Annotated in this window: 26 protein-coding genes; 17 read left to right on the forward strand and 9 right to left on the reverse strand. The window is 61.6% G+C overall.

Annotated elements, in window-relative coordinates; genetic code table 11:
• Positions 1-392: 392 nt before the first annotated feature.
• The 5 genes from X773_RS44835 to X773_RS44855 form a co-directional block, all read right to left on the reverse strand.
• Positions 393-791: a hypothetical protein gene (locus X773_RS44835; RefSeq protein WP_348625915.1), complete on the reverse strand. Its 399-nt coding sequence runs from the start codon at positions 789-791 to the stop codon at positions 393-395.
• Positions 788-1,393, reverse strand: coding sequence for an ATP-dependent Clp protease proteolytic subunit (locus tag X773_RS44840; protein ID WP_023674863.1), 606 nt, complete (start codon positions 1,391-1,393; stop codon positions 788-790). Before X773_RS44840 ends, X773_RS44835 begins: the two co-directional genes overlap by 4 nt.
• A 26-nt stretch (positions 1,394-1,419) precedes the next feature.
• Positions 1,420-1,944: an SRPBCC domain-containing protein gene (locus tag X773_RS44845; RefSeq protein WP_023674864.1), complete on the reverse strand. Its 525-nt coding sequence runs from the start codon at positions 1,942-1,944 to the stop codon at positions 1,420-1,422.
• A complete protein-coding gene (locus X773_RS44850) occupies positions 1,941-2,255 on the reverse strand; it encodes a metalloregulator ArsR/SmtB family transcription factor (protein ID WP_023674865.1) in 315 nt (104 codons plus the stop codon). Before X773_RS44850 ends, X773_RS44845 begins: the two co-directional genes overlap by 4 nt.
• A gap of 82 nt (positions 2,256-2,337) precedes the next feature.
• Positions 2,338-2,727: a cupin domain-containing protein gene (locus tag X773_RS44855; RefSeq protein ID WP_023674866.1), complete on the reverse strand. Its 390-nt coding sequence runs from the start codon at positions 2,725-2,727 to the stop codon at positions 2,338-2,340.
• Between the two features lie 208 nt (positions 2,728-2,935).
• On the opposite strand from X773_RS44855, the gene X773_RS44860 reads away from it, so the two are divergent.
• Both X773_RS44860 and X773_RS44865 read left to right on the forward strand, forming a co-directional pair.
• A complete protein-coding gene (locus tag X773_RS44860; protein WP_023674867.1) occupies positions 2,936-3,448 on the forward strand; it encodes a single-stranded DNA-binding protein in 513 nt (170 codons plus the stop codon).
• A 123-nt stretch (positions 3,449-3,571) separates the two neighbouring features.
• A complete protein-coding gene (locus X773_RS44865) occupies positions 3,572-3,997 on the forward strand; it encodes an OsmC family protein (protein ID WP_023674868.1) in 426 nt (141 codons plus the stop codon).
• Between the two features lie 8 nt (positions 3,998-4,005).
• On the opposite strand, the gene X773_RS44870 is transcribed toward X773_RS44865, so the two are convergent.
• Together X773_RS44870 and X773_RS44875 are read right to left on the reverse strand one after the other, a co-directional pair.
• The gene (locus X773_RS44870; RefSeq protein ID WP_023674869.1) at positions 4,006-4,635 is read right to left on the reverse strand and encodes a MarC family protein; all 630 of its coding nucleotides are present in this window, start codon (positions 4,633-4,635) and stop codon (positions 4,006-4,008) included.
• A gap of 74 nt (positions 4,636-4,709) precedes the next feature.
• The gene (locus tag X773_RS44875) at positions 4,710-5,240 is read right to left on the reverse strand and encodes a hypothetical protein (RefSeq protein WP_023674870.1); all 531 of its coding nucleotides are present in this window, start codon (positions 5,238-5,240) and stop codon (positions 4,710-4,712) included.
• A gap of 86 nt (positions 5,241-5,326) precedes the next feature.
• Between X773_RS44875 and X773_RS44880 the strand changes: the two genes are divergently transcribed.
• Complete coding sequence (locus X773_RS44880; RefSeq protein WP_023674871.1) at positions 5,327-6,154, forward strand: AraC family transcriptional regulator; 828 nt, start codon at positions 5,327-5,329, stop codon at positions 6,152-6,154.
• 147 nt (positions 6,155-6,301) lie between these two features.
• The gene (gene gyrA, locus X773_RS44885) at positions 6,302-9,112 is read left to right on the forward strand and encodes a DNA gyrase subunit A (protein WP_023674872.1); all 2,811 of its coding nucleotides are present in this window, start codon (positions 6,302-6,304) and stop codon (positions 9,110-9,112) included.
• A 55-nt stretch (positions 9,113-9,167) separates the two neighbouring features.
• Here gyrA and X773_RS74240 read toward each other — a convergent pair whose 3' ends face one another.
• Complete coding sequence (locus tag X773_RS74240) at positions 9,168-9,320, reverse strand: hypothetical protein (protein WP_023674873.1); 153 nt, start codon at positions 9,318-9,320, stop codon at positions 9,168-9,170.
• Between the two features lie 195 nt (positions 9,321-9,515).
• Between X773_RS74240 and coaD the strand changes: the two genes are divergently transcribed.
• The 8 genes from coaD (at position 9,516) to X773_RS44925 (ending at position 15,716) form a co-directional block, all read left to right on the forward strand.
• Positions 9,516-10,016, forward strand: a complete 501-nt coding sequence (gene coaD / locus X773_RS44890) for a pantetheine-phosphate adenylyltransferase (RefSeq protein WP_023674874.1) — start codon at positions 9,516-9,518, stop codon at positions 10,014-10,016.
• A gap of 75 nt (positions 10,017-10,091) precedes the next feature.
• Positions 10,092-10,682, forward strand: coding sequence for a peptidylprolyl isomerase (locus X773_RS44895; RefSeq protein WP_023674875.1), 591 nt, complete (start codon positions 10,092-10,094; stop codon positions 10,680-10,682).
• A gap of 29 nt (positions 10,683-10,711) precedes the next feature.
• Positions 10,712-11,224 carry a peptidylprolyl isomerase gene (locus tag X773_RS44900; RefSeq protein ID WP_023674876.1) on the forward strand — a complete coding sequence of 171 codons (513 nt, stop codon included), beginning with the start codon at positions 10,712-10,714 and terminating at the stop codon, positions 11,222-11,224.
• Entirely contained in the window at positions 11,221-11,619 is a 399-nt protein-coding gene (locus X773_RS44905; RefSeq protein ID WP_023674877.1) for a hypothetical protein, read from the forward strand. The genes X773_RS44900 and X773_RS44905 overlap by 4 nt, the downstream gene beginning before the upstream one ends.
• Positions 11,620-11,631: 12 nt before the next feature.
• Positions 11,632-12,717 (forward strand): tRNA preQ1(34) S-adenosylmethionine ribosyltransferase-isomerase QueA, encoded by a 1,086-nt coding sequence (queA, locus tag X773_RS44910; RefSeq protein ID WP_023674878.1) that lies wholly within the window; start codon positions 11,632-11,634, stop codon positions 12,715-12,717.
• Positions 12,707-12,976 (forward strand): hypothetical protein, encoded by a 270-nt coding sequence (locus X773_RS44915; RefSeq protein ID WP_023674879.1) that lies wholly within the window; start codon positions 12,707-12,709, stop codon positions 12,974-12,976. The genes queA and X773_RS44915 overlap by 11 nt, the downstream gene beginning before the upstream one ends.
• 8 nt (positions 12,977-12,984) lie before the next feature.
• Positions 12,985-14,115, forward strand: a complete 1,131-nt coding sequence (gene tgt, locus X773_RS44920) for a tRNA guanosine(34) transglycosylase Tgt (protein ID WP_023674880.1) — start codon at positions 12,985-12,987, stop codon at positions 14,113-14,115.
• Positions 14,116-14,336: 221 nt separating this feature from the next.
• Positions 14,337-15,716, forward strand: a complete 1,380-nt coding sequence (locus X773_RS44925; protein WP_156937286.1) for a hypothetical protein — start codon at positions 14,337-14,339, stop codon at positions 15,714-15,716.
• 9 nt (positions 15,717-15,725) lie between these two features.
• Here the strand turns inward: X773_RS44925 and X773_RS44930 are convergent, their stop codons facing one another.
• Positions 15,726-16,145 carry a DUF4864 domain-containing protein gene (locus X773_RS44930; protein ID WP_023674882.1) on the reverse strand — a complete coding sequence of 140 codons (420 nt, stop codon included), beginning with the start codon at positions 16,143-16,145 and terminating at the stop codon, positions 15,726-15,728.
• A gap of 241 nt (positions 16,146-16,386) precedes the next feature.
• Here X773_RS44930 and X773_RS44935 point away from each other — a divergent pair, with 241 nt between their 5' ends.
• From X773_RS44935 to X773_RS44955, 5 genes are all read left to right on the forward strand, one after another.
• The gene (locus X773_RS44935; protein WP_023674883.1) at positions 16,387-16,623 is read left to right on the forward strand and encodes an Lrp/AsnC ligand binding domain-containing protein; all 237 of its coding nucleotides are present in this window, start codon (positions 16,387-16,389) and stop codon (positions 16,621-16,623) included.
• A gap of 172 nt (positions 16,624-16,795) precedes the next feature.
• Complete coding sequence (locus X773_RS44940; RefSeq protein WP_023674884.1) at positions 16,796-18,208, forward strand: circularly permuted type 2 ATP-grasp protein; 1,413 nt, start codon at positions 16,796-16,798, stop codon at positions 18,206-18,208.
• Between the two features lie 178 nt (positions 18,209-18,386).
• The gene (locus X773_RS44945) at positions 18,387-19,328 is read left to right on the forward strand and encodes an alpha-E domain-containing protein (RefSeq protein WP_023674885.1); all 942 of its coding nucleotides are present in this window, start codon (positions 18,387-18,389) and stop codon (positions 19,326-19,328) included.
• 61 nt (positions 19,329-19,389) lie between these two features.
• Positions 19,390-20,184 carry a transglutaminase family protein gene (locus X773_RS44950; protein WP_023674886.1) on the forward strand — a complete coding sequence of 265 codons (795 nt, stop codon included), beginning with the start codon at positions 19,390-19,392 and terminating at the stop codon, positions 20,182-20,184.
• 31 nt (positions 20,185-20,215) lie between these two features.
• Entirely contained in the window at positions 20,216-20,947 is a 732-nt protein-coding gene (locus tag X773_RS44955) for a peptidase (RefSeq protein ID WP_023674887.1), read from the forward strand.
• Positions 20,948-20,998 lie beyond the last annotated feature (51 nt).

Below are 20,998 nucleotides of genomic sequence, written 5' to 3' on the forward strand. Positions count from 1 at the left end.
TCGATGGCCTCGCGGCCTGGGGCTAGCCTGCGAGACGCCGCGGGTTATGCGATGAGCGCTTCGACGACGACAGTCGCAACCAACAGAAGGAGAGCAGAGGCATGACTCCACCGGATTGTTCGTTGAGGCTCCACGTGTCGCTGGAGCCGCGGCAGGTGTAAGTGGCCAGGGTCAGGCGTTTTCGCTGCCCGCCAAACGGACCTGCTGATCCCCATAAAATCAGAGACTGCTAGTCGGATCGTCGGCTGAATGCCGCGAAGCATCCGAAATAAAATGCCGGCAGTACACTCCCGGCAATTTGGATTTCAGATCCAAGAAGCCCCGTCAGTTGCAAACGCAATGGCGGGGCTGTTCGTTTGAAGCGCAATATTTGTGGTTCACACCAGGCGAGCTTAGCGGCTGGAGGGCCTGATCCCGCCGGTAGCGACATCGATGGTGATGCTACCGGAAATCCGAACGTCGGTATCGCCAATCTTGAAGGTGCCGTTGCCGCTGCCTGGAGCCATATCGTCAGGCTCAGGCCGCGGCGCTGGCTCGGCGATGCGATAATCGCTGGTCACACCGGGCAGGGCGCCCCTTTGCGAAGACATCGAATTATCTTGGGCAAGTGCCATACCCACCAGCATGTTCGTGCCGGCTACGGTAGCGATAGCAAGGCATAACAGGCTGGACGAGCGGCTGGCGGTCATCGCCGGACTATAGTGCCGCGATAGCGGCAAGACCAGACCGATGTCGCTGAAATTGCGGGCGCTCAATCGCGTCAGTTCCGTCCGCCGGCCCGGCTCGTTCATGCGGCCTGCTTGCGAGTGTCGAAAACATGGTCGACGAGGCCCCAATCCTTGGCCTCCTGCGCGGTCATGAAAAAGTCGCGGTCGAGCGTGCGTTCCACTTCTTCGTAGGTGCGGCCGCAATGGCGGGCGTAAAGATCGGTCATGCGCCGCTTGGTGCGAAGGATGCCCTCGGCATGGCGCTGGATATCGGAGGCTTGGCCCTGGAAACCGCCGAGAGGCTGATGCAGCACGATGCTGGTGTTGGGTAGCGCGATCCGCCGCCCCGGTGTGCCGGCCATCAAAAGGAACGAGGCCATCGAGGCGGCGAAGCCCATACAAACCGTGGAGACCGGGCAGCTGATATACTGCATCGTATCGTAGATCGCGAAACCGCTGGTCACCACGCCACCCGGCGAGTTGATATAAAGCGAGACCTCCTTGTCGGGATTGTCGGATTCCAACGACAGAAGCTGGGCGCAGACCAGCGCCGAGGTGCCGTCGTCGATCGCCCCGTTGATGAAGATAATGCGCTCGCGCAGCAGCCGCGAAAATATGTCGAAGGCACGTTCGCCGCGGCTCGACTGCTCGATCACCATCGGCACCAGATTGGCAAGGCCGCTCATCGGTTGTCTCCGTTGACTGTTGTCGTTCAGGCCGCGCGCAGGAAGAGGCGCGGGGTGTTTGCGGCGATCTGCTTGTGCCTGGGAGTGCGCGCTTCAAAGGAAAGCCGGCAACCGGCGCCTGGCATCGCGATCTCCGGCACTGCTGCCCGAGCAAAACCATCATGGACGATGCGCAGATGCGTGCCGCCGGAAACGGTGCGGTCGAGCGTAAAGGTGACGATGCTGTCCACTGGGCTGTCGTTCATTGCGCTGTCCAGGGGACTGCCGGGCGGCACCTGCGTATCGCCGGGCGCCGGCCGCTCCCGCCAGGAATAGCGCAGCAGCCGTCCGGGATCCGCGTCGAGGATTTCGCACTCGATCGGCGCATTCGGCGCTTTAAAGGCAAAGCGGTTGCCGATTTCGGGCTTGATGTCGTTCGGCATCATCCAGGCCGCGAGCAGGTCCGGCACCGTCAGCGCCCGCCACACCTTTTCCGGCGGCTCGGGCAGCTCGCACTCGAACTCGATCTTGTCTGCGGCCATTTCGGCGCGTTCTTTGCCTCGGCTGGTCATTGGTCCATGTCCTTCAAAACCGTCTTGAGCCTTTCGATGCGCTCTGGCCAGAACGCACGGTAGCGTTCGATCCAGCCGAGCAGTGGCGCAAGCCCCTTCGGATCGATGCGGTAATAGGCGTTGCGACCGGCCCGGCGCTCGACCACGAGGCCGGCGCCGCGCAGCACTGCGAGATGTTGCGATACCGCCGGCTGCGATACCGGTATGCCAGTGCGCAGTTCCGACACCGTCATCTCGCCGTCGGCGAGCCGCTCATAGACGGCGCGACGCGTTGGATCCGCTAGTGCCCGAAAAATGTCTGCTTCGATCATGCCGAAAGCATAAGTCAATACTTATCGGTTTGGCAAGCCGTGTTTTTTAAGACAGGCGGTGTTTTTTAAGACAGGCGAGGTTTTACAAACTCGCTGGAAGCCAGCGTCTCACCATGTCGGGGGATCCGTTGAACGTCGCCTCGAAAACTGGTGACGCGAGCACAGCATGAATATGAAGCAATTCGGAGCCGACGTTTCGGAAGCCATGTTGCCTGTGCGCGGCAACAACAAGCGACTGTCCGGCAGTCAAGACGAGATGCTCTTCGTCGATCCACATCTCGGCCCTGCCAGCGATGACGGTAAGCACTTCCTCGACCGGGTGCCAATGTGTCGGGGCGCCAACCGCGGGTTCGACCCATTGTTCGAATATGCAAAGTTGAGTTGCGCCGTTGCAGGCCGAGACATGCATGCGGGTCTTTACTCCCGTCCGCCATTCTTCTTGCGGCTGATCGTCATGCGCAACCATCTTCATGCGTTCGCCTCGATCCCATGGTCTGTGGAAATTCGACGCCAAGACACTACTTCTTACTGACAACTATTGACAGTGCAGGGCCTCTCCTATAGAACGAAAAGAGAACAAAAACCTTGTGGGAAAAGGCAGCGACGGCAGGCAGGGATTGTCCATAGCCTGTAAGGTGCGGCGACAAAAATTCGGTTTCGGATGAGCGCGGAGAAGTATCATGGCGGGTAGCGTCAACAAGGTCATTCTGGTGGGCAACCTCGGGGCGGACCCTGAAATCCGCCGCTTGAATTCGGGTGACCCGGTCGTCAACATCCGCATCGCGACGTCGGAAAGCTGGCGCGACAAGACATCCGGAGAGCGCAAGGAAAAGACCGAGTGGCACAATGTCGTGATCTTCAACGACCAGATCGCCAAGGTGGCCGAGCAGTATCTGAAGAAGGGCATGAAGGTCTATGTCGAGGGCCAGCTGCAGACGCGCAAATGGCAGGACCAGACCGGCAATGACCGCTATACGACCGAAGTCGTGTTGCAGAAATTCCGCGGCGAGCTGCAGATGCTCGATGCGCGGGGCGAGGGCGGCGGCCAGGTCGGCAACTATGCCGGTGGTGGTGCGAGCCGCGGTTCCGATTTCGGCCAGTCCGGCCCGGGCGAAAGTTTCAATCGCGGTGGCGCCAACAAGGGCGGCGGCGGTGGTTCGTCGCGCGAGCTGGACGACGAAATCCCGTTCTGATTTCCCGGGGCGGACTGCCCTTGCGGCGAAAAGCGCCGGCACCTTGGCCACGAAATGGCGTCCCGAAAATCTGTCTTGGATTTTCGGGACGTTGTGCGTTTGAGCGGTGAAAGGACGTATCAGGTGAAGGCAAGGGTCAAATGGGTCGAGGAGCGCACTTTCGTTGGCGAGTCCGCCAATGGGCACAAGCTGGTGCTAGGCACTGCGTTCGGGCCGGAGGGCAAGACGCCGGGGCCGAGCCCAATGGAACTGGTGCTGATCGGCACTGGCGGCTGCTCGGCCTATGACGTGGTCCATATCCTCGAAAAGGGGCGCGAGGCGGTCGAAGATTGCGTGGTCGAACTCGATGCCGACCGTGCAGAAGCCGATCCCAGGGTGTTCACCCGCATTCACATGCATTTTGTCGTCAAGGGCCGGGCGCTATCACACGACAAGGTGAAGCGGGCGATCGGGCTTTCGATCGAGAAATACTGCTCGGCCTCGGCAATGATGGCCAAGACTGCCGAGATTACCCACGACTTCGAAGTCATTGAAACGACAGCGAAGTAGGGCTGTTCCTACGTCGCCATCAGCGCCTTGATGCCGTCGGCGACGAACTGCACGGCGAGCGCCGCCAGGATGACGCCGAGCAGCCTTGTCAGGATCGAACGGCCGGTTTGGCCGAGGATACGGTCGATGCGCTCTGACAGCACGAACACCAGGTAGGTGATGACGAGGCAGATGGCGATGATGCCGACAAGGGCTGTCTGCGCGCCCAAACCCTGAAACGAGCTTGAGAGCAGGACGGTCGCCGAAATCGCGCCGGGACCGGCAATAAGCGGGATCGCCAGCGGAAAGGCGGCGATGTTGTGGATCATGTCCCTGGTGATGGCGACGTCGCCGATCTTCTCCTTGCGGTCCTGCCGGCGCTCGAACACCATTTCGAAGGCGATGAAGAACAGCAGAAAGCCGCCGGCGACGCGGAAGGCCGGCAGAGTGATGCCGAAGACTGACAGGATCGACGCGCCGGCGATTGCGAACAACGCCATTACCAGGAAGGCGATGACCGAGGCGCGCACGGAGACCTGGTTGCGCTCCTCGCGGTTCATGCCGCGGGTCACGGCGAGGAAGAGCGGCGCCAGGCCGGGCGGATCGATCGTCACCAGTATGGTGACGAAGGCGTTGAACAGGCTGTCGAAGCTCGGCATGCTGACCCTCCCCGCCGGCAAAGCCGGATAACGGGATTGGTAGAGCAAAGCGGAGCCAGTGGAAACCGTGCGGATCAGGGGCTGACGGCCCGGCGCGCCAGAAACTCGACTTCGAGACGCCAGGTGGCGCCGTCGTCCTGTGAGCGTTCGCCCAGCCAGCGGAACGAATTTTCGGTGATGCGCGAAAAGCTCCAGCGCACAGCAGATCCGGTGCCGTCTGCGCCTTGCTGGATGATGGTGTCGCCCTCGGCACGGCCGAGCTGGCGGCTGTAGTACTGATTGCGCGGATCGCTCCAGAAGATGTGCCAGGCGTCAACGCCGGGATCGTAGACGCGCAACGTTGTGCCATAGAAGGTCCATTTGCCGAGCGAGGGCGAGGGGCCGGCGTCACGGGCAGGTAGGATCCATACGTCCTGGATCGCGCGGCCTTCGAGCGCCCAGCCGAAATGCACTTCGCCGCGCCCGGTCAGCACCTGACCGTCCTCGAGATGGCGCGTGGCGTCGAACGTCCAGGCGCCGACGAAGCGGCCATAAAGATTCAGTTTCTCGGCAAGGGCCGGTACGGGCCCATCGCTGTGCAGGGCCTTGGCAAAGGAATTGGACATGGCTTCGCTCTCATCTTGTCAGGAGACCGGCAAGCATAGAGGCCGACAGGGGTTCTGTGCTTGGGAAAAGTTGCTATGTTTCGGCGATGACGACGAGCGCGCACAGGCTGGCGTCGGGCCGAGGCTGGCAGGTGTCGGATGTCATCTGCACCGCCAGCGCCGCCGACAGGCCATTCGAGGAGGAGCATCGGGATTTCTGCGTTGCCGCCGTAACCAACGGCACCTTCCGCTATCGTGCGCGCGAGGGCACGGCGATGCTGGCGCCGGGCGCGCTCCTGCTCGGCAATCCCGGCACATGCTACGAATGCGGCCACGAGCATGGCGCCGGCGACCGTTGCCTCTCCTTCCATTTCGGACCGGCCTATATGGAGCGGATCGTCGCCGACGTGCCGGGCGCGAAGACGCTCGATTTCGGCACGCCGCGCCTGCCGCCCTTGCCGGCGCTGGTGCCGCTGCTTGCCGAAGCGGAGGCGGCGCGCGAGATGGCCGACGCCGGCGCGTTCGAGGAACTCGCCCTGCGCATTGCCGGTGCCGCGGTAACAGCGGCTTGCAGCGCTACGGATCGGGGACGGACGCCGAGCCGCCGTGACCAGAAGCGTGTCGCCGAAGCGGTGCGGCGCATCGAAGTCGATGCCGACCGGCCGATCTCGCTTGCCGAACTCGCCGACGAGACCGCCACCAGCCCTTACCATTTCCTGCGCACCTTCCGGCACGTTGCCGGTATGACGCCCTACCAATTCCTGCTGAGAGCGCGGCTGCACAGGGCAGCCGTGCGGCTGCGGACGTCGGATCAGACGATTTCGGCGATTGCCTTTTCGGCGGGATTCAACGATCTATCAACCTTCAATCGCCGTTTCCGGCGGCTGATGGGCGAGGCGCCGGGTACTTATCGCGCCCGCCGGCGACGCCCGTGAAAGGGTGCACGGCCATATCGTCGCAATTGGTTTATCCTTTTGAATTTGCCGCTAAAAACCACACTGGAAAACTGCCGCGATTGTTGGAGTTTCAGGCTGGCTTCCTATATAAGCACCAAGTGATTCCTGATTAGATTGTGATCCGATTTGACCGACCAAAAGACACCGCGCGGCGCCGACGGCGGCCCCACCGGCATCGAGCCGATATCCATCATCGAGGAGATGCAGCGCTCCTATCTCGATTACGCCATGAGCGTGATCGTCAGCCGCGCACTGCCGGACGTGCGCGATGGCCTCAAGCCGGTGCATCGCCGCATTCTCTACGCCGCCTATGAGAGCGGCTATCACTGGAACCGCAAATATGTGAAATCGGCACGCCCGGTCGCCGACGTGATGGGTAAATACCATCCGCATGGCGACGCCTCGATCTACGACGCTTTGGTGCGCATGGCGCAGGATTGGTCGCTGCGCGTGCCGCTGATCGACGGGCAGGGCAATTTCGGCTCGATCGACGGCGATCCGCCGGCGGCGATGCGCTACACGGAATCGCGGCTGACCAAGGTCGCGCATGAGTTGCTGGAAGACATCGACAAGGACACAGTCGATTTCCAGGACACTTACGATGCGTCCGGCAGCGAACCGAAAGTCCTGCCGGCGCGCTTCCCGAACCTATTGGTCAACGGCTCCGGCGGTATCGCCGTCGGCATGGCCACCAACATCCCGCCGCACAATCTGGGCGAGGTCTGCAACGGCGCCATTGCCCTCATCGATAATCCGGCGATCGACCTTCCGGCGCTGATGGAGATCATTCCGGGACCGGATTTCCCGACGGGCGGCATCGTGCTTGGCCGTTCCGGCATCTACAGCGCCTATTCGACCGGCCGCGGCTCCATCGTCATGCGCGGCCGCGTCAACGTCGAGGCGCGCGGCAACGATCGTGAATCGATCGTCATCACCGAGGTTCCCTATCAGGTGAACAAGGCGTCGATGATCGAGAAGATGGCCGAGCTGGTGCGCGACAAGCGCATCGAGGGCATTTCCGACATTCGCGACGAGAGCGACCGCCAGGGTTATCGCGTCGTCATCGAACTGAAGCGCGACGCCGTCGCCGATGTCATTCTCAACCAGCTTTACCGCTTCACCCCGCTGCAGACGTCCTTCGGTGCCAACATGGTGGCACTGAACGGCGGCAAGCCGGAATTGCTGACTCTGACCGACATGCTGAAGGCGTTCGTCGCCTTCCGTGAGGAGGTGATCAGCCGGCGCACAAAATTCCTGCTGCGCAAGGCGCGCGACCGCGCCCATGTGCTGGTCGGCCTTGCCATCGCTGTTGCCAACATCGATGAAGTCATCAAGCTGATCCGCAGCGCTCCGGACCCGCAGACGGCGCGCGAGCAGTTGATGGAGCGGCGCTGGCCTTCGGGCGACGTGGAATCGCTGATTCTTCTGATCGACGACCCGCGCCATCGCATCAACGAGGATGGCACCTACAATCTCTCCGAGGAGCAGGCGCGCGCCATCCTCGAATTGCGCCTGCAGCGCCTGACCGCGCTCGGCCGCGACGAGATCGCCGACGAGCTGAACACGATCGGCGACGAGATCAAGGACTACCTGGACATCCTCTCGTCCCGCGCCCGCGTCCAGCAGATCGTCAAGGACGAGCTCATCGCCGTGCGCGACGAGTTCGGCACGCCGCGCCGTACCGAGCTCGCCGAGGGCGGGGCGGACATGGAAGACGAGGACCTGATCCAGCGCGAGGACATGGTCGTCACGGTCAGCCATTCCGGCTACATCAAGCGCGTGCCGCTATCGCTCTACCGGGCGCAGCGCCGCGGCGGCAAGGGCCGCTCCGGCATGTCGACCAAGGAAGAGGATTTCGTCACCCGGCTGTTCGTCGCCAACACGCACACGCCGGTGCTGTTCTTCTCCTCGCGCGGCATCGTCTACAAGGAAAAGGTCTGGCGCCTGCCGATCGGCAACCCGCAATCGCGCGGCAAGGCGCTGATCAATATGCTGCCGCTCGAACAGGGCGAGCGCATCACCACGATCATGCCGCTGCCGGAGGATGAGACGAGTTGGGGCGAGCTCGACGTCATGTTTGCCACCACGCGCGGCACCGTGCGTCGCAACAAGCTGTCGGACTTCGTCCAGGTCAACCGCAACGGCAAGATCGCCATGAAGCTGGACGAGGAGGGCGACGAGATCCTCGGCGTCGAGACCTGCACCGACAATGATGACGTGCTTTTGACGGCAAGTTCCGGCCAGTGCATCCGCTTTCCGGTCAGCGACGTACGCGTCTTCCAGAGCCGCAATTCGGTCGGCGTGCGCGGCATTGCGATGGCCGATGGCGACCGGGTGATCTCGATGGCGGTGATCGAGCATGTCGATGCGCCGCCGGCGGAACGTGCCGCCTACCTCAAGCGGGTGGTGGCCGAACGCCGGCTCGCTGCTGACATCGCGGCCGGCGAGGAGGAAGAAATCCAGCTCACCAATGAAGAGGTCGGCGAAGAGGCGGAGCTTTCCGACGACCGCTATGAGTTCCTCAAGGCGCACGAGCAGTTCGTGTTGACGGTGACGGAATATGGCTACGGCAAGCGTTCATCGTCCTACGATTTCCGCCTGACTGGCCGTGGTGGCAAGGGTATTCGCGCCACCGACGTCTCGAAAACGGCCGAAATCGGCCGCCTGGTGGCGACCTTCCCGGTCGGCAATGACGATCAGATCATGCTGGTTTCGGATGGCGGCACCGTCATCCGCGTCCCGGTCAACGGCATTCGTTTCGCCAGCCGCGCCACCAAGGGCGTTACTATCTTCAATACCGCAGAGGGCGAGAAGGTCGTTTCGGTGGAGCGGATTTCAGAACCGCAAGCCGACGAGGAGATCGAAGAGAGTGTCGATGCTGAAGGTGGCGCTTCCACCGATGCCGAAGGTGGTGAGCCTGATACTACCGTCGAGTGAGTTTGCCACGACGGCGCCAGCCCTATGGGCCGGCGTGTGAAGACACCCCAGCAATCTAGAAGTGGCGATAAGGCTTGCGGTTGCCGAAGCGTTCGAACCGCTTGGTATTGGCCTTGGCGCGGACGCGCTGTGCTTCCTGATGCAACCCGAATACGGTAGCGATCAGCATGGCGACGGTCATTGCGGTGGCGAGGATGTAGATCAGCATGTGCATGTTCTCCTGCGCCTAACAACGATTCGATGGGTGTTTGGTTTCATCTTCTGCAGCGGCAACTTAGTGAACACTGCGTGAAGCTGTTGTGAGCGGCACATTCATCTGTCGTTCACGTCGGCCAAAAGGTTCACGGGGCGGGCTGGCGATCGGATTTGCCTTTAGGGGAGAGGCTCGCTAGAAGCACCTGCCATGACCGAACGCATCGCCCTTTATGCCGGCTCTTTCGACCCGCTGACCAACGGCCATCTCGACGTGCTGAAGGCGTCGCTGGCCGTGGCGGATACAATCTATGCGGCGATCGGCATCCATCCCGGCAAGAAGCCGTTGTTTTCCTTCGAGGAACGGGTTGGCCTGATCGAAACGGCCGCGAAGGCGGAATTCGGCAGCGACGGTGCGCGTATCAAAGTAGTCGCCTTCGACGGGTTGGTGATCGATGCGGCCAGGAAGCATGGCGCCTCGATCATCATCCGCGGCCTGCGCGACGGCACCGATCTTGACTATGAGATGCAGATGGCCGGCATGAACGAGACCATGGCGCCGGAGCTGCAGACCGTGTTCCTGCCCGCCAGCCCTTCAGTGCGCACCATTACCGCCACACTTGTGCGCCAGATAGCTTCGATGGGAGGCGACATCCGCCCCTTCGTGCCGGCGGCCGTGGCCGGCGCGCTCACCGCCAAATTCGCGAAATAAATGCATGTCACCCAAAAGTGGAACCCGGCTTTGGGTAACGACATGCATGAACGAAGATATTCGGAGAAAGATCCCATGCAGCTGAAAAAGCTTGCCTTCTTGCTTGCCGTGCTTGCCGGTCTTGTGACCGCATCCGTGTCGGCCTTTGCCGCCGATCCGGAAAACTCCATGATCGTAACGCTGAAGGACGGCGACGTGACCATCGCGCTGAGGCCCGACCTTGCGCCGAAGCACGTCGCGCAGATCAAAAAGCTGGTGCGCCAGGGCGCCTACGACAACGTCGCCTTTCACCGCGTCATCGACGGCTTCATGGCGCAGACCGGCGACGTCAAGTTCGGCAACATGAAGAGCGGCTTCAATGCCGACGCTGTCGGCACCGGCGGCTCCGATCTTCCTGACCTGCCGGCCGAATTCTCCAGCACCGAGCACTACCAGCGCGGCGTGGTCGGCATGGCCCGCTCCGACGATCCGAATTCCGCCAATTCGCAATTCTTCATCATGTTCGCGCCGGCACCGCCGCTCGATGGCCAGTACACCATCGTTGGCAATGTCGTCAGCGGCATGGAGCTGGTGGACCACATCAAGAAAGGCGACGAGGCGCAGAACGGGACGGTGACCGACCCCGATCGCATGATCAAGGTGCGCATCGCCGCGGACGGCAAGTAACCCCAATTGTTCAAAAGGATATTTCTGACATGGCCGAAATCAAGGACCGCGAGAACGCGCTTATCATGGACACGACCAAGGGCAAGGTCGTCATCGAATTGTTTCCAGATCTGGCGCCCGGCCATGTCGGCCGTATCAAGGAACTGGTACGCGAAGGCGCCTATGACGGCGTGGTCTTCCACCGCGTCATCGACGGCTTCATGGCGCAGACCGGCGACGTGAAGTTCGGCAATTCCAACAAGCCGTCTTTCGCGCCATCGCGCGCCGGCACTGGCGGTTCCGACAAGCCCGATCTGAAGGCCGAGTTCTCCAACGCCAACCACGGCCGCGGCACCTGCTCGATGGCGCGCTCGCAGAACCCGAACTCGGCCAATTCGCAGTTCTTCATCTGCTTCGACGATGCCGCCTTCCTCAACCGCCAGTACACGGTATGGGGCCAGGTCATCGAAGGCATGGACAACGTCGACAAGATCAAGCGCGGCGAACCGGTGCAGGATCCTGACAAGATCGTGTCGCTCAAGGTCGCGGCCGACGTGAAATGACCGGCCGGGCTGTCGCGGCCATCGCATTTGTGCTCGTCGCGGCGGCCACCCCGGCGCTGGCGACGGAATCGATCGTCTGCAGCGCCGACGGCGGCGCGGCATCGATTGATGTTTTGATGGGACACACGGCCGTCATTGCGGTCGCGCGTGTGTGGCTGGATGCCGGCGGCAAGACATGGACCACGGACGGACAGGCAGGCTCAACGAAAGTCATCGTTGGACAGGCATTCGAAGACGACGAGCGCATGCTGATCGATCTCACTGATGAGGGCCTCAGCTCGATCGTCGCCAGATTGCGGCTGGTCAAGGCCAGCGAGCAGTCCAGCTTCGCAATGGGCGGTACGCTGAGCATAGACAGTGTCGGCGCCTGGGCGGTGACCTGCCCGGAACCTTGAGGCGGGGATTTCTTGCGCGTCGATCTTTTCGACTTCGATCTGCCGGAGGAGCGCGTCGCGCTTCGCCCAGCCGAGCCGCGCGACAGTGCCAGGATGCTGGTGGTCAGGCCGGGTGAGGGGCTCGAAGACCGGACGGTGCGCGACCTGCCGGCCCTGCTCAAGGCCGGTGATGTGCTGGTCTTCAACGACACCAAGGTCATTCCGGCGCAGCTGAAAGGCATCAGGCGGCGCGGCGAAGCAGCAGCGCAGGTCGAAGCCACGCTGCATATGCGGATGGCGCCCGACCGGTGGCTCGCCTTCATGCGTCCGGGCAAGCGCATCGCCGCCGGCGATCGCATCCATTTCGGTCATGACGCCAATTCCTGCTTTCTCGGCCAGCTCGACGCGACAGTTGTCGAGAAGGGAGAAGGTGGCGAGGTGCTGCTCGGCTTCGACCTGTCAGGTCCGTTCCTCGACGAGGCGCTGCATGCCGTCGGCCACATCCCGCTGCCGCCCTACATCGCTTCCAAGCGTGACGACGACGAACGCGACCGCAGCGATTACCAGACCATTTATGCCAAGGAGGAGGGCGCCGTGGCCGCGCCGACGGCAGGGCTGCATTTCACGCCGGAGCTGTTTGCGACGCTCGACGCCAAGGGCATAGAGCGCCGTTTCGTCACGCTGCATGTCGGCGCCGGCACGTTCCTGCCGGTGAAGGCGGACGACACCGCCGACCACAAGATGCACGCCGAAACCGGTTCGGTCAGCCCGGAAACCGCCGCGGCGCTGAATGCGGCGAAAGCAAAAGGAGGGCGCATTATCGCCGTCGGCACGACATCGCTGCGCTTGTTGGAGAGCGCGGCTGGCGAGGACGGCAGGCTGGCAGCATGGTCAGGCCCGACCGACATCTTCATCACGCCCGGCTATCGCTTCAAGACCGCAGACATGCTGATGACCAATTTCCATCTGCCGCGTTCGACGCTGTTCATGCTGGTTTCGGCCTTCTGCGGTTTGCAGACGATGCGCGCGGCCTATGCGCATGCGATCGAGAACCGCTACAGGTTTTATTCCTATGGAGACGCAAGTCTTCTGTTCAGGGAGGATACCGATGGACGATGACCTGGAAACCTTCGGCCGCGAAGCCTTGATCGCCGAGGTCAGGAAACTGCGCGCCGGAATCCGCCAACACCGCGACGCCACCGGCCATGATCTGTGCTGGCATCATCCCGACCTCTGGTCGCTTTTGCCCGAAAAGACCGAGCCGGCGATTGCCGTGCCGCCGTGGCCGAAATTCATGCGCGGCTGCATCCGCTACCGGCAATCACTCGACAAGCAGGCCCCGGACGCGCCGGTATTCGACAAGGAGTTCGATGGCTAGGGAATTCAATGACTGACGCATTCACCTTCAAGGTGCTGGCGACCGACGGCAGGGCGCGGCGTGGTGCAATCACCATGCCGCGCGGGGAAATCCGCACGCCTGCCTTCATGCCGGTCGGTACCGGCGGCACGGTGAAGGCCATGTATATGGATCAGGTGCGCGGCGTCGGCTCGGACATTATCCTCGGCAACACCTACCACCTGATGCTGAGACCCGGCGCCGAGCGCGTGGCGCGGCTCGGCGGCCTGCATGAATTCGCCCGCTGGCAGCATCCAATCCTGACCGACAGCGGCGGCTTCCAGGTGATGTCGCTGTCGAAGCTGCGGAAACTGACCGAGAACGGCGTTACCTTCCGTTCGCATATCGACGGCGGCGCCTACGAGATGTCGCCGGAGCGTTCGATAGAGATCCAGGGGCTGCTCGATTCCGACATCCAGATGCAGCTCGACGAATGCACGGCGCTGCCGGCCAAGCAGAACGAGATCGAGCGTGCCATGGAGTTGTCGTTGCGCTGGGCCGAGCGTTGCAAGACGGCATTCGGCGAGCAGCCCGGCAAGGCGATGTTCGGCATTGTGCAAGGCGGCGACGTGCCGGATCTGCGGCTGCGCTCGGCGCAGGCGCTGAAGGCAATGGAGCTGAAGGGCTATGCGATCGGCGGGCTGGCTGTCGGCGAGCCGCAAGCGGTGATGCTGGAGATGCTCGACATCACTTGCCCGGAGCTGCCGGCTGACCGGCCGCGCTACCTGATGGGCGTCGGCACCCCGGACGACATCTTGAAGTCGGTTGCGCGCGGCATCGACATGTTCGACTGCGTGATGCCGACGCGGGCAGGGCGCCACGGCCTTGCATACACACGGCGCGGCAAGGTCAATCTGCGCAACGCCCGCCATGCCGACGATCCGCGTCCGCTCGACGAGGAAAGCGACTGCCCGGCCGCACGCGACTATTCGCGGGCCTATTTGCACCATCTGGTGCGCTCGCAAGAGGCGCTTGGGGCGATGCTCCTGACCTGGAACAATCTGTCCTATTACCAGCAGCTGATGCGCGACATTCGTGAAGCGATCGAGGCTGGCAGGTTCGCCGAACAAGCCGAGATCATCACGCAGCAATGGGCAAACGGTGACCTCGCCGTCCGATAGGCATGCTCGCCAGGAATCCGGCTCCAGGGAGGAGTTGCCCCTGCCATGAACTGTTTTGAAACGACTGCCTAATAAGCATTGCCGGACGACATCAGGCGAGGATCAAGAACCTGTTCGTTTCGGGGCAAGTTTCAGTTCCTGGCACGACGGTGCGGACGAACGGCATCGCCGAGCTTTCGCCTTCGACCCCCATCGCGGTTCAGCGATGGACGGCTGGGTCGTTGCTTGCCATTCTGGCGATCGCAGTGACCGGCCTGGTCTTGCGCTTACTTGGCGCGCGCGGCGACCTTTGGCTGGACGAGATCTGGAGCTTTGCGCTGATCGAGCCGCTGACCTCGATCGACCAGATATTCTGGCGCGTCAATCACGACAACAATCATTTCCTCAACTCGGTCTATCTCTATCTCATTGGCCCCGATGTTTCGCCGCTGATCCAGCGAGGTCTGTCGATAGCATTAGGTGTTGCCACGATCGGTGCGGCGGCAACGAGCGCCTTATCGCGCGGACGACAGGCGATGATTGCCACAAGCCTGTTGTTTGCCGTGAGCTACCCAATGATCCATTACGGCTCGGAGGCGCGCGGCTATGCCGGCCTTGTGCTGTTCACGCTGCTGTCGGTCGTTTTTCTGGAGCGCCGGCTCGACAGTAGACGGTGGTCTGGCGTGGCCCTGGCAGCGGCGATCCTTTTCGGCTTCCTGTGCCACCTCACCATGATCGGAATGGTGGCGGTCCTCGCAATATGGACCGCCTGGCTCGCCTGGCAGCGTACGGCGAAGGTCGGCCGTGTCGTTGCGGACCTGGCGTCGATCTTCCTGCCGGGCTTGCTTGCCGTGTTGCCGCTGGCTGTCGGCGTGTTTGTCGGCGGCAGGCTGTTCGGCTTCAGTGTCGGTGGTGTTTCGCCGTTCTCGATTGCCGCCTTCGCGCAGGGCTATGGCGGGATGATCCGCTCTCTGTTCGCGCTGCCACCCTGGTTCGGCGACGGGCCCTATATCGTTGCCGCCTGCGGTCTTGTCGGCCTCTCCGCCGGTGTCTGGCGCGGTCGAAGAGCCAGCCTTTATGCCATCGGGATTATCGGACTGCCTTTGCTCATGGCGGAGGCGCATCTGCCCAACCTTGAGTTCCCGCGCTATTTCATCATCAGCGGAACATTGCTGCTGCTCTGGGCCGGCGAGATGATTGGCCGCGGCCTGGATGCTCGCGGGACTGCCAGGCTGCTTGCGATGGGAGCGCTGGTGATCGTGGTGGGTGGAAGCATTTCGTCGCTGCTTCAGTTCTATCAATATGGACGCGGCTCCTACGCCGCTATCGTCGATGAAATGACCAGGAACGGCGCAACCACCTATGCCAGCGACGGCAATTTCCGCACCCCCATTGTCGTCGACTATTTTGCGGCGCGAATGGATCGTCGGGCATTGCTGGTTCCAGACGACGGGATGTGCACCGAACGGCCCGCCTGGCTGGTCCTCGAGGGGGACGTGGACAAACAAGCCGAACATGTCGAACCGACGGCCGCATGCGCTCTGGCCTATGAACGGGCCGATGCGTCGAGGCATTGGGGGTTTTCAGGCCTGAGCTGGACGCTCTACCGGCGACAGGATTGAAACACCCCTTTAGGTGCTGAGCGACGTGGACGCACGCAGGCTGCAGCCGGTGATCCGAAAGCTGCCGTCAGGCTGTAGTTCTAGCGTGTAGACCGCCTCGTAGTCCTTGCCATCCGGGCCGACGATCAGCACTTGCTGGATGATCGAGGTCGGGCTCGTCTCGCGAACCTTGCCGAAGGAGTAGGTCTGCGGCTGGCGCACCGGCGGATAGCCGTTGGTCACCATGTTCATGAAGGTATCGACGGTCGGAAAGATGCGCTTCACATTCGGTGCGGCAAAGCTGTAGGCCGTCATTCCGTCATTGGCGATGAAGGCCCTCAACTGCCCATCGATGACCGTCTGCGCCGCTTTGACTTCGGCGTCGCCAGCAAAGGCCTGGGATGCGAAAATGAATGGAACGACTGCGAATGCGAAAAACGCGCGGCGCATGGCCTGTCTCCGTTGTCCCTGAGAAATCGCTGCCTGAAGGTACATGATACCATACGCTTTGCAGTGCTTCAGGGTTTCAGCCGAGCGCAAACATTCGGCGTGGCAGTCCGTGTCCAGACCGAGACGCATTGTCGAGGCGAGAACAGCCTGAGCGATTGCCGATGCTTGAAAGGCGAACGGCAGTCTGCCACAAGGGCCGCTCGATTATACCTAGAGCGTGCGATGTGAGCAGGACCAGGCAATGAAGGCATTTTTCGTGCAGATAAAGTGCGATCTGGGCAAGGCCTACGACGTTGCCAGCGCCCTGGCCGATGCCGAGATTGCTTCGGAAATCTACTCGACAGCCGGAAACTACGACCTGCTCGCCAAATTCTATGTCGACGACGAGGAAGACATCGGCCACTTCGTCAACGAGAAAGTGCAGATTCTTCCCGGTATCAAGGACACGTTCACGGTCGTCACCTTTCGCGCGTTTTGATCCGCATCCGGCATCTGCCCGGACACCAGGCAAAGCCTGATCAAGGCCCTATTGGTGCTGCCTTAATTTTAGGCAAGTGCGATATACTGATCGCCGGCGCCCAACAAATCACCGATTGCGCTTGATTTTCTCCAGCGAGGCCAGTGAAATGGCGCCACAGGGGAGTATGCGATTGGCAGCGTTCGATGAAATGCTTCCGGAAGTTTCCGGGCTGAGAAAACCGTATTCGGCTTACGATCGCTGGCTGAAGGAACAGGACCCGGCCAGACTTACCGAGAAGATGCAGGACGCCGAACGCGTCTTTCGCAAGACAGGCATCACTTTCGCCGTCTACGGCGAGCAGGAAGCATCGGAGCGGCTGATACCCTTCGATATCGTTCCGCGCATCATTTCGGGCAATGAATGGCGACGGCTGACGCAAGGCATCGAGCAGCGCGTCCAGGCGCTGAACGCCTTTCTCGACGACATCTACCATCGCCAGGAGATCTTGCGCGCCGGCCGGGTGCCGAAGGAGTTGATCGCCAAGAATGAGGCGTTCCTGCCCGAGATGATCGGGGTGCGGCCGCCGGCCGGCGTCTATACCCACATCATCGGCGTCGACATCGTACGCATCAGCGAGAACGAGTTCTACGTGCTGGAGGACAACGCGCGCACGCCGTCCGGCGTCTCCTACATGCTGGAGAACCGCGAGACGATGATGCAGCTCTTTCCCGAGCTGTTCCAGCAGATCAAGGTGCGGCCGGTTGAGAATTACCCGCAGCTCTTGCGCCAGTCGCTGGCGGCAGTGCGGCCGCAAAGCACCAAGGGCGCGCCGACCATTGCCGTGCTGACGCCGGGCAGCTTCAACTCGGCGTATTTCGAACATGCTTTCCTTGCCGACCAGATGGGCGTGCAGCTTGTCGAAGGGCAGGATCTGCGCGTCGTCGATGGCCATGTCGCGATGCGCACCACCGAGGGCTACAAGCAGATCGACGTGCTTTACCGTCGTGTCGACGACTCGTTCCTCGATCCGCTGACCTTCCGCCCCGACTCGGCACTTGGCGTGCCGGGCATTATGGACGTCTACCGCGCCGGCAACATCACGATCGCCAATGCGCCGGGAACCGGCATCGCCGACGACAAGGCGATTTATTCCTACATGCCCGAAATCGTCGAATTCTATACCGGCCGCAAGGCGATGCTCGGCAACATCCCGACCTGGCGCTGCTCGGAGCCGGACAGCCTGAAATACGTGCTCGAGCACATCGATGAATTGGTTATCAAGGAAGTCCACGGCTCCGGCGGTTACGGCATGCTGGTCGGTCCGGCGGCGACCAAGAAGGAATGCGAAGAGTTTTCCAAAAAGCTCGCGGCAAAACCGTCGAACTACATCGCCCAGCCGACGCTGGCGCTGTCGACCTGCCCGATCCTGACGGACAAGGGGCTGGCGCCGCGCCATGTCGATCTGCGCCCCTATGTGCTGGTTTCCGACCGTATCCAGATCGTGCCCGGCGGGCTGACCCGAGTAGCGCTCAAGGAAGGCTCGCTGGTCGTCAATTCCTCGCAAGGCGGGGGCACGAAGGATACGTGGGTGTTAGATGATTAGAGTGGAAGTAGTGAATAGTGAATGGTGAATAGTGAATAGTGAATAGTGAATAGATAAGGATATGGGTCGTTGATGTTGGTGAAATGCCCTGAAGTGAAGCGCGCGGAATCGTGCCCTGGAATCTGGATAGTCACCATTCACCATTCACCTTTCACTATTCACCACAGGACCGCCTGACATGCTTCTCGGCCGCACCGCCAACGGGCTCTACTGGATGAACCGCTACATCGAGCGGGCGGAAAACATGGCGCGATTGGTGGATGCCGGCCTGCGCATGGCGCTGACTCGTACTCAGAACGCTTCGGAGGAGTGGAATTCGGTGCTGCTCAGCGCCGGTTCGGATGCCAGCTTCACGCAGAAATATTCCGACTACACCGCCGCCAATGTCGCCGACTATCTGCTGCGCGACACATCGAACCCGTCGAGCACGATGTCGTCTATCGAAACGGCCCGTAACAATGCCCGCATGGTGCGTACCGCACTGACGCGTGAAACCTGGGAAAGCATCAACGAAGCCTGGATGTCGCTGAAGCGGATGCTGGCCAAGCCGATCGACGAGCGCGACCTGCCCAACGCGCTCGACGCAATCAAGCGCGAGACGGCGCTGATCCGCGGCTCGTTCTACGGCACGATGCTGCGCAACGAGATTTTCGATTTTTCGCAGCTCGGCACTTATGTCGAACGCGCCGACAACACCGCGCGCATCCTGGATGTGAAATACTACGTTCTGTTGCCGTCGATCTCCTGGGTCGGCTCGACGCTCGACAACTACCAGTGGGAATCGATCCTGCGCTCGGTGTCGGCGCACCGTTCCTATCGCTGGGTCTATGATGCCGACTACAAGCCGAGCAACATCGCCGATTATCTGATCCTCAACGTCCGCATGCCGCGCTCACTGACCTTTTGCTACCGCTTCCTGACGGAGCATCTCAAATTCCTGGGTGACGACTATGGGGAGCGCCACGCCTGTCATGCGACGGCTGCCAAGACCCAGGCCATGCTGACGGCCGGGTCGATCAAGGATATTTTCGACGCCGGCCTGCACGAATTCCTAGCCAATTTCATCCGCGACAACACCAGGCTCGGCGACGAGATCGCGCAGGATTACAGGTTCTATTGAGCATGATCCAAAAAGGCGGAGATCGGTTTTCGGAAAAGCTCATGCTCCAGGGACGAGAGCGATGCGGCTGAAGATCACCCACCGAACCGAATACCGCTACGATGCGCCGGTGCAGTATCTGTTGCAGCGTTTGCGGCTGCTCCCGGTGAACGGGCGCACTCAGACGGTACTGTCCTGGGCGCTGAAGATCGAAGGCGCACGCGAGGAAGTGCGCTTCACCGACCATTTCGGCAATGATACCCGGCTGTTGAGCGTCGAGGGCGAGCGCGACTTCATCACCGTCGAAGCAGCCGGCGAAGTGGTGACGCGCGACACCGCTGGCGTCTGCGGACCGCACCAGGGTTTCGCGCCGCTCTGGCTGTTCGGCCAGGAAACGCCGCTGACGACGATCGGCAGCGGCATTCGCGAGCTTGCTGCCTCGGTCGGCAAGGGTACCGACATCGAAAGGCTGCACCGGTTGATGGCGGTGATCGGCGAGCGCGTCGCTTATACGCCGGACACCACCAACGTGACGACGCCGGCCGAAGAGGCCCTGGCGCTCAAGACCGGCGTTTGCCAGGACCACAGCCACATCTTCGTTGCCGCGGCGCGTGCCATGGATTTTCCGGCCCGCTATATCAGCGGCTACCTGATGATGGATGCGGCCATCGAGCAGGTGGCAAGCCACGCCTGGGCCGAGGCGCATGTCTCGGGCCTCGGCTGGGTCGCCTTCGATGTCGCCAACGGCATTTCTCCGGACGAGCGTTATGTGAAGGTGGCGACCGGCCGCGATTATCGCGACGCCATGCCGGTATCTGGAATTCGGCTGGGACAGGCGGAAGAACAGCTTGCGGTCACCGTCACCGTGGAGCAGTAATCCCCGGCAAGATTGTTGCCAAAGAGATTCGATGACCTATTGCGTCGGCCTGAAGATCGATCGCGGGCTCGTGTTCATGTCGGACACGCGCACCAACGCCGGCATGGATTCGATCTCGACCTTCAGGAAGATGCATGTCTGGGAAGAGCCGGGCGAGCGCGTCATCGTTTTGATGTCGGCCGGCAATCTGGCGACGACGCAGGCCGTGGTCAGCCTGCTCGACGAACGCACCAAGGCAGTGGCGGAGCGCCGTGCCACGTTGCTCGAAACGCCCTCCATGTACCAGACAGTCCGGTTGGTCGGAGACACCGTCAAGGAGGTCATCGCCAGTTCGTCGCCGGCTGGCGAAAAGGCGGACTCCTACTTCAACGCCTCCTTCATCCTTGGCGGTCAGATCAAGGGCAGCCCGCCGCGCCTGTTCATGATCTATCCGGAAGGCAATTTCATCGAATCCACCGACGACACGCCGTTCTTCCAGATCGGTGAGACCAAATACGGCAAGCCGATCATTATCCGCGCTTATGAAAGGACGATGAGTTTCGCCGAGACGGTGAAGTTGCTGCTGGTGTCGTTCGACTCGACGCTGAAGTCGAACCTGTCGGTCGGCCTGCCACTCGACCTGCTGTTCTATGAAAAGGACACTTTCAAGGTCGGCCTCAAAAAGCGAATAAACCAGGACGATCAATATTATCGTACGATCTCGGATAGCTGGTCGAACGCGCTGAAGACCGCCTTTGCCAGTCTGCCTGATTTTCCCGAATGAAAACCTTCGTTTTTCGTGCTCTTTGACCGCGGCTCGATGAGGCGCCACGGA

The organism is Mesorhizobium sp. LSJC280B00, assembly GCF_000502835.1.
Lineage (GTDB): Bacteria > Pseudomonadota > Alphaproteobacteria > Rhizobiales > Rhizobiaceae > Mesorhizobium.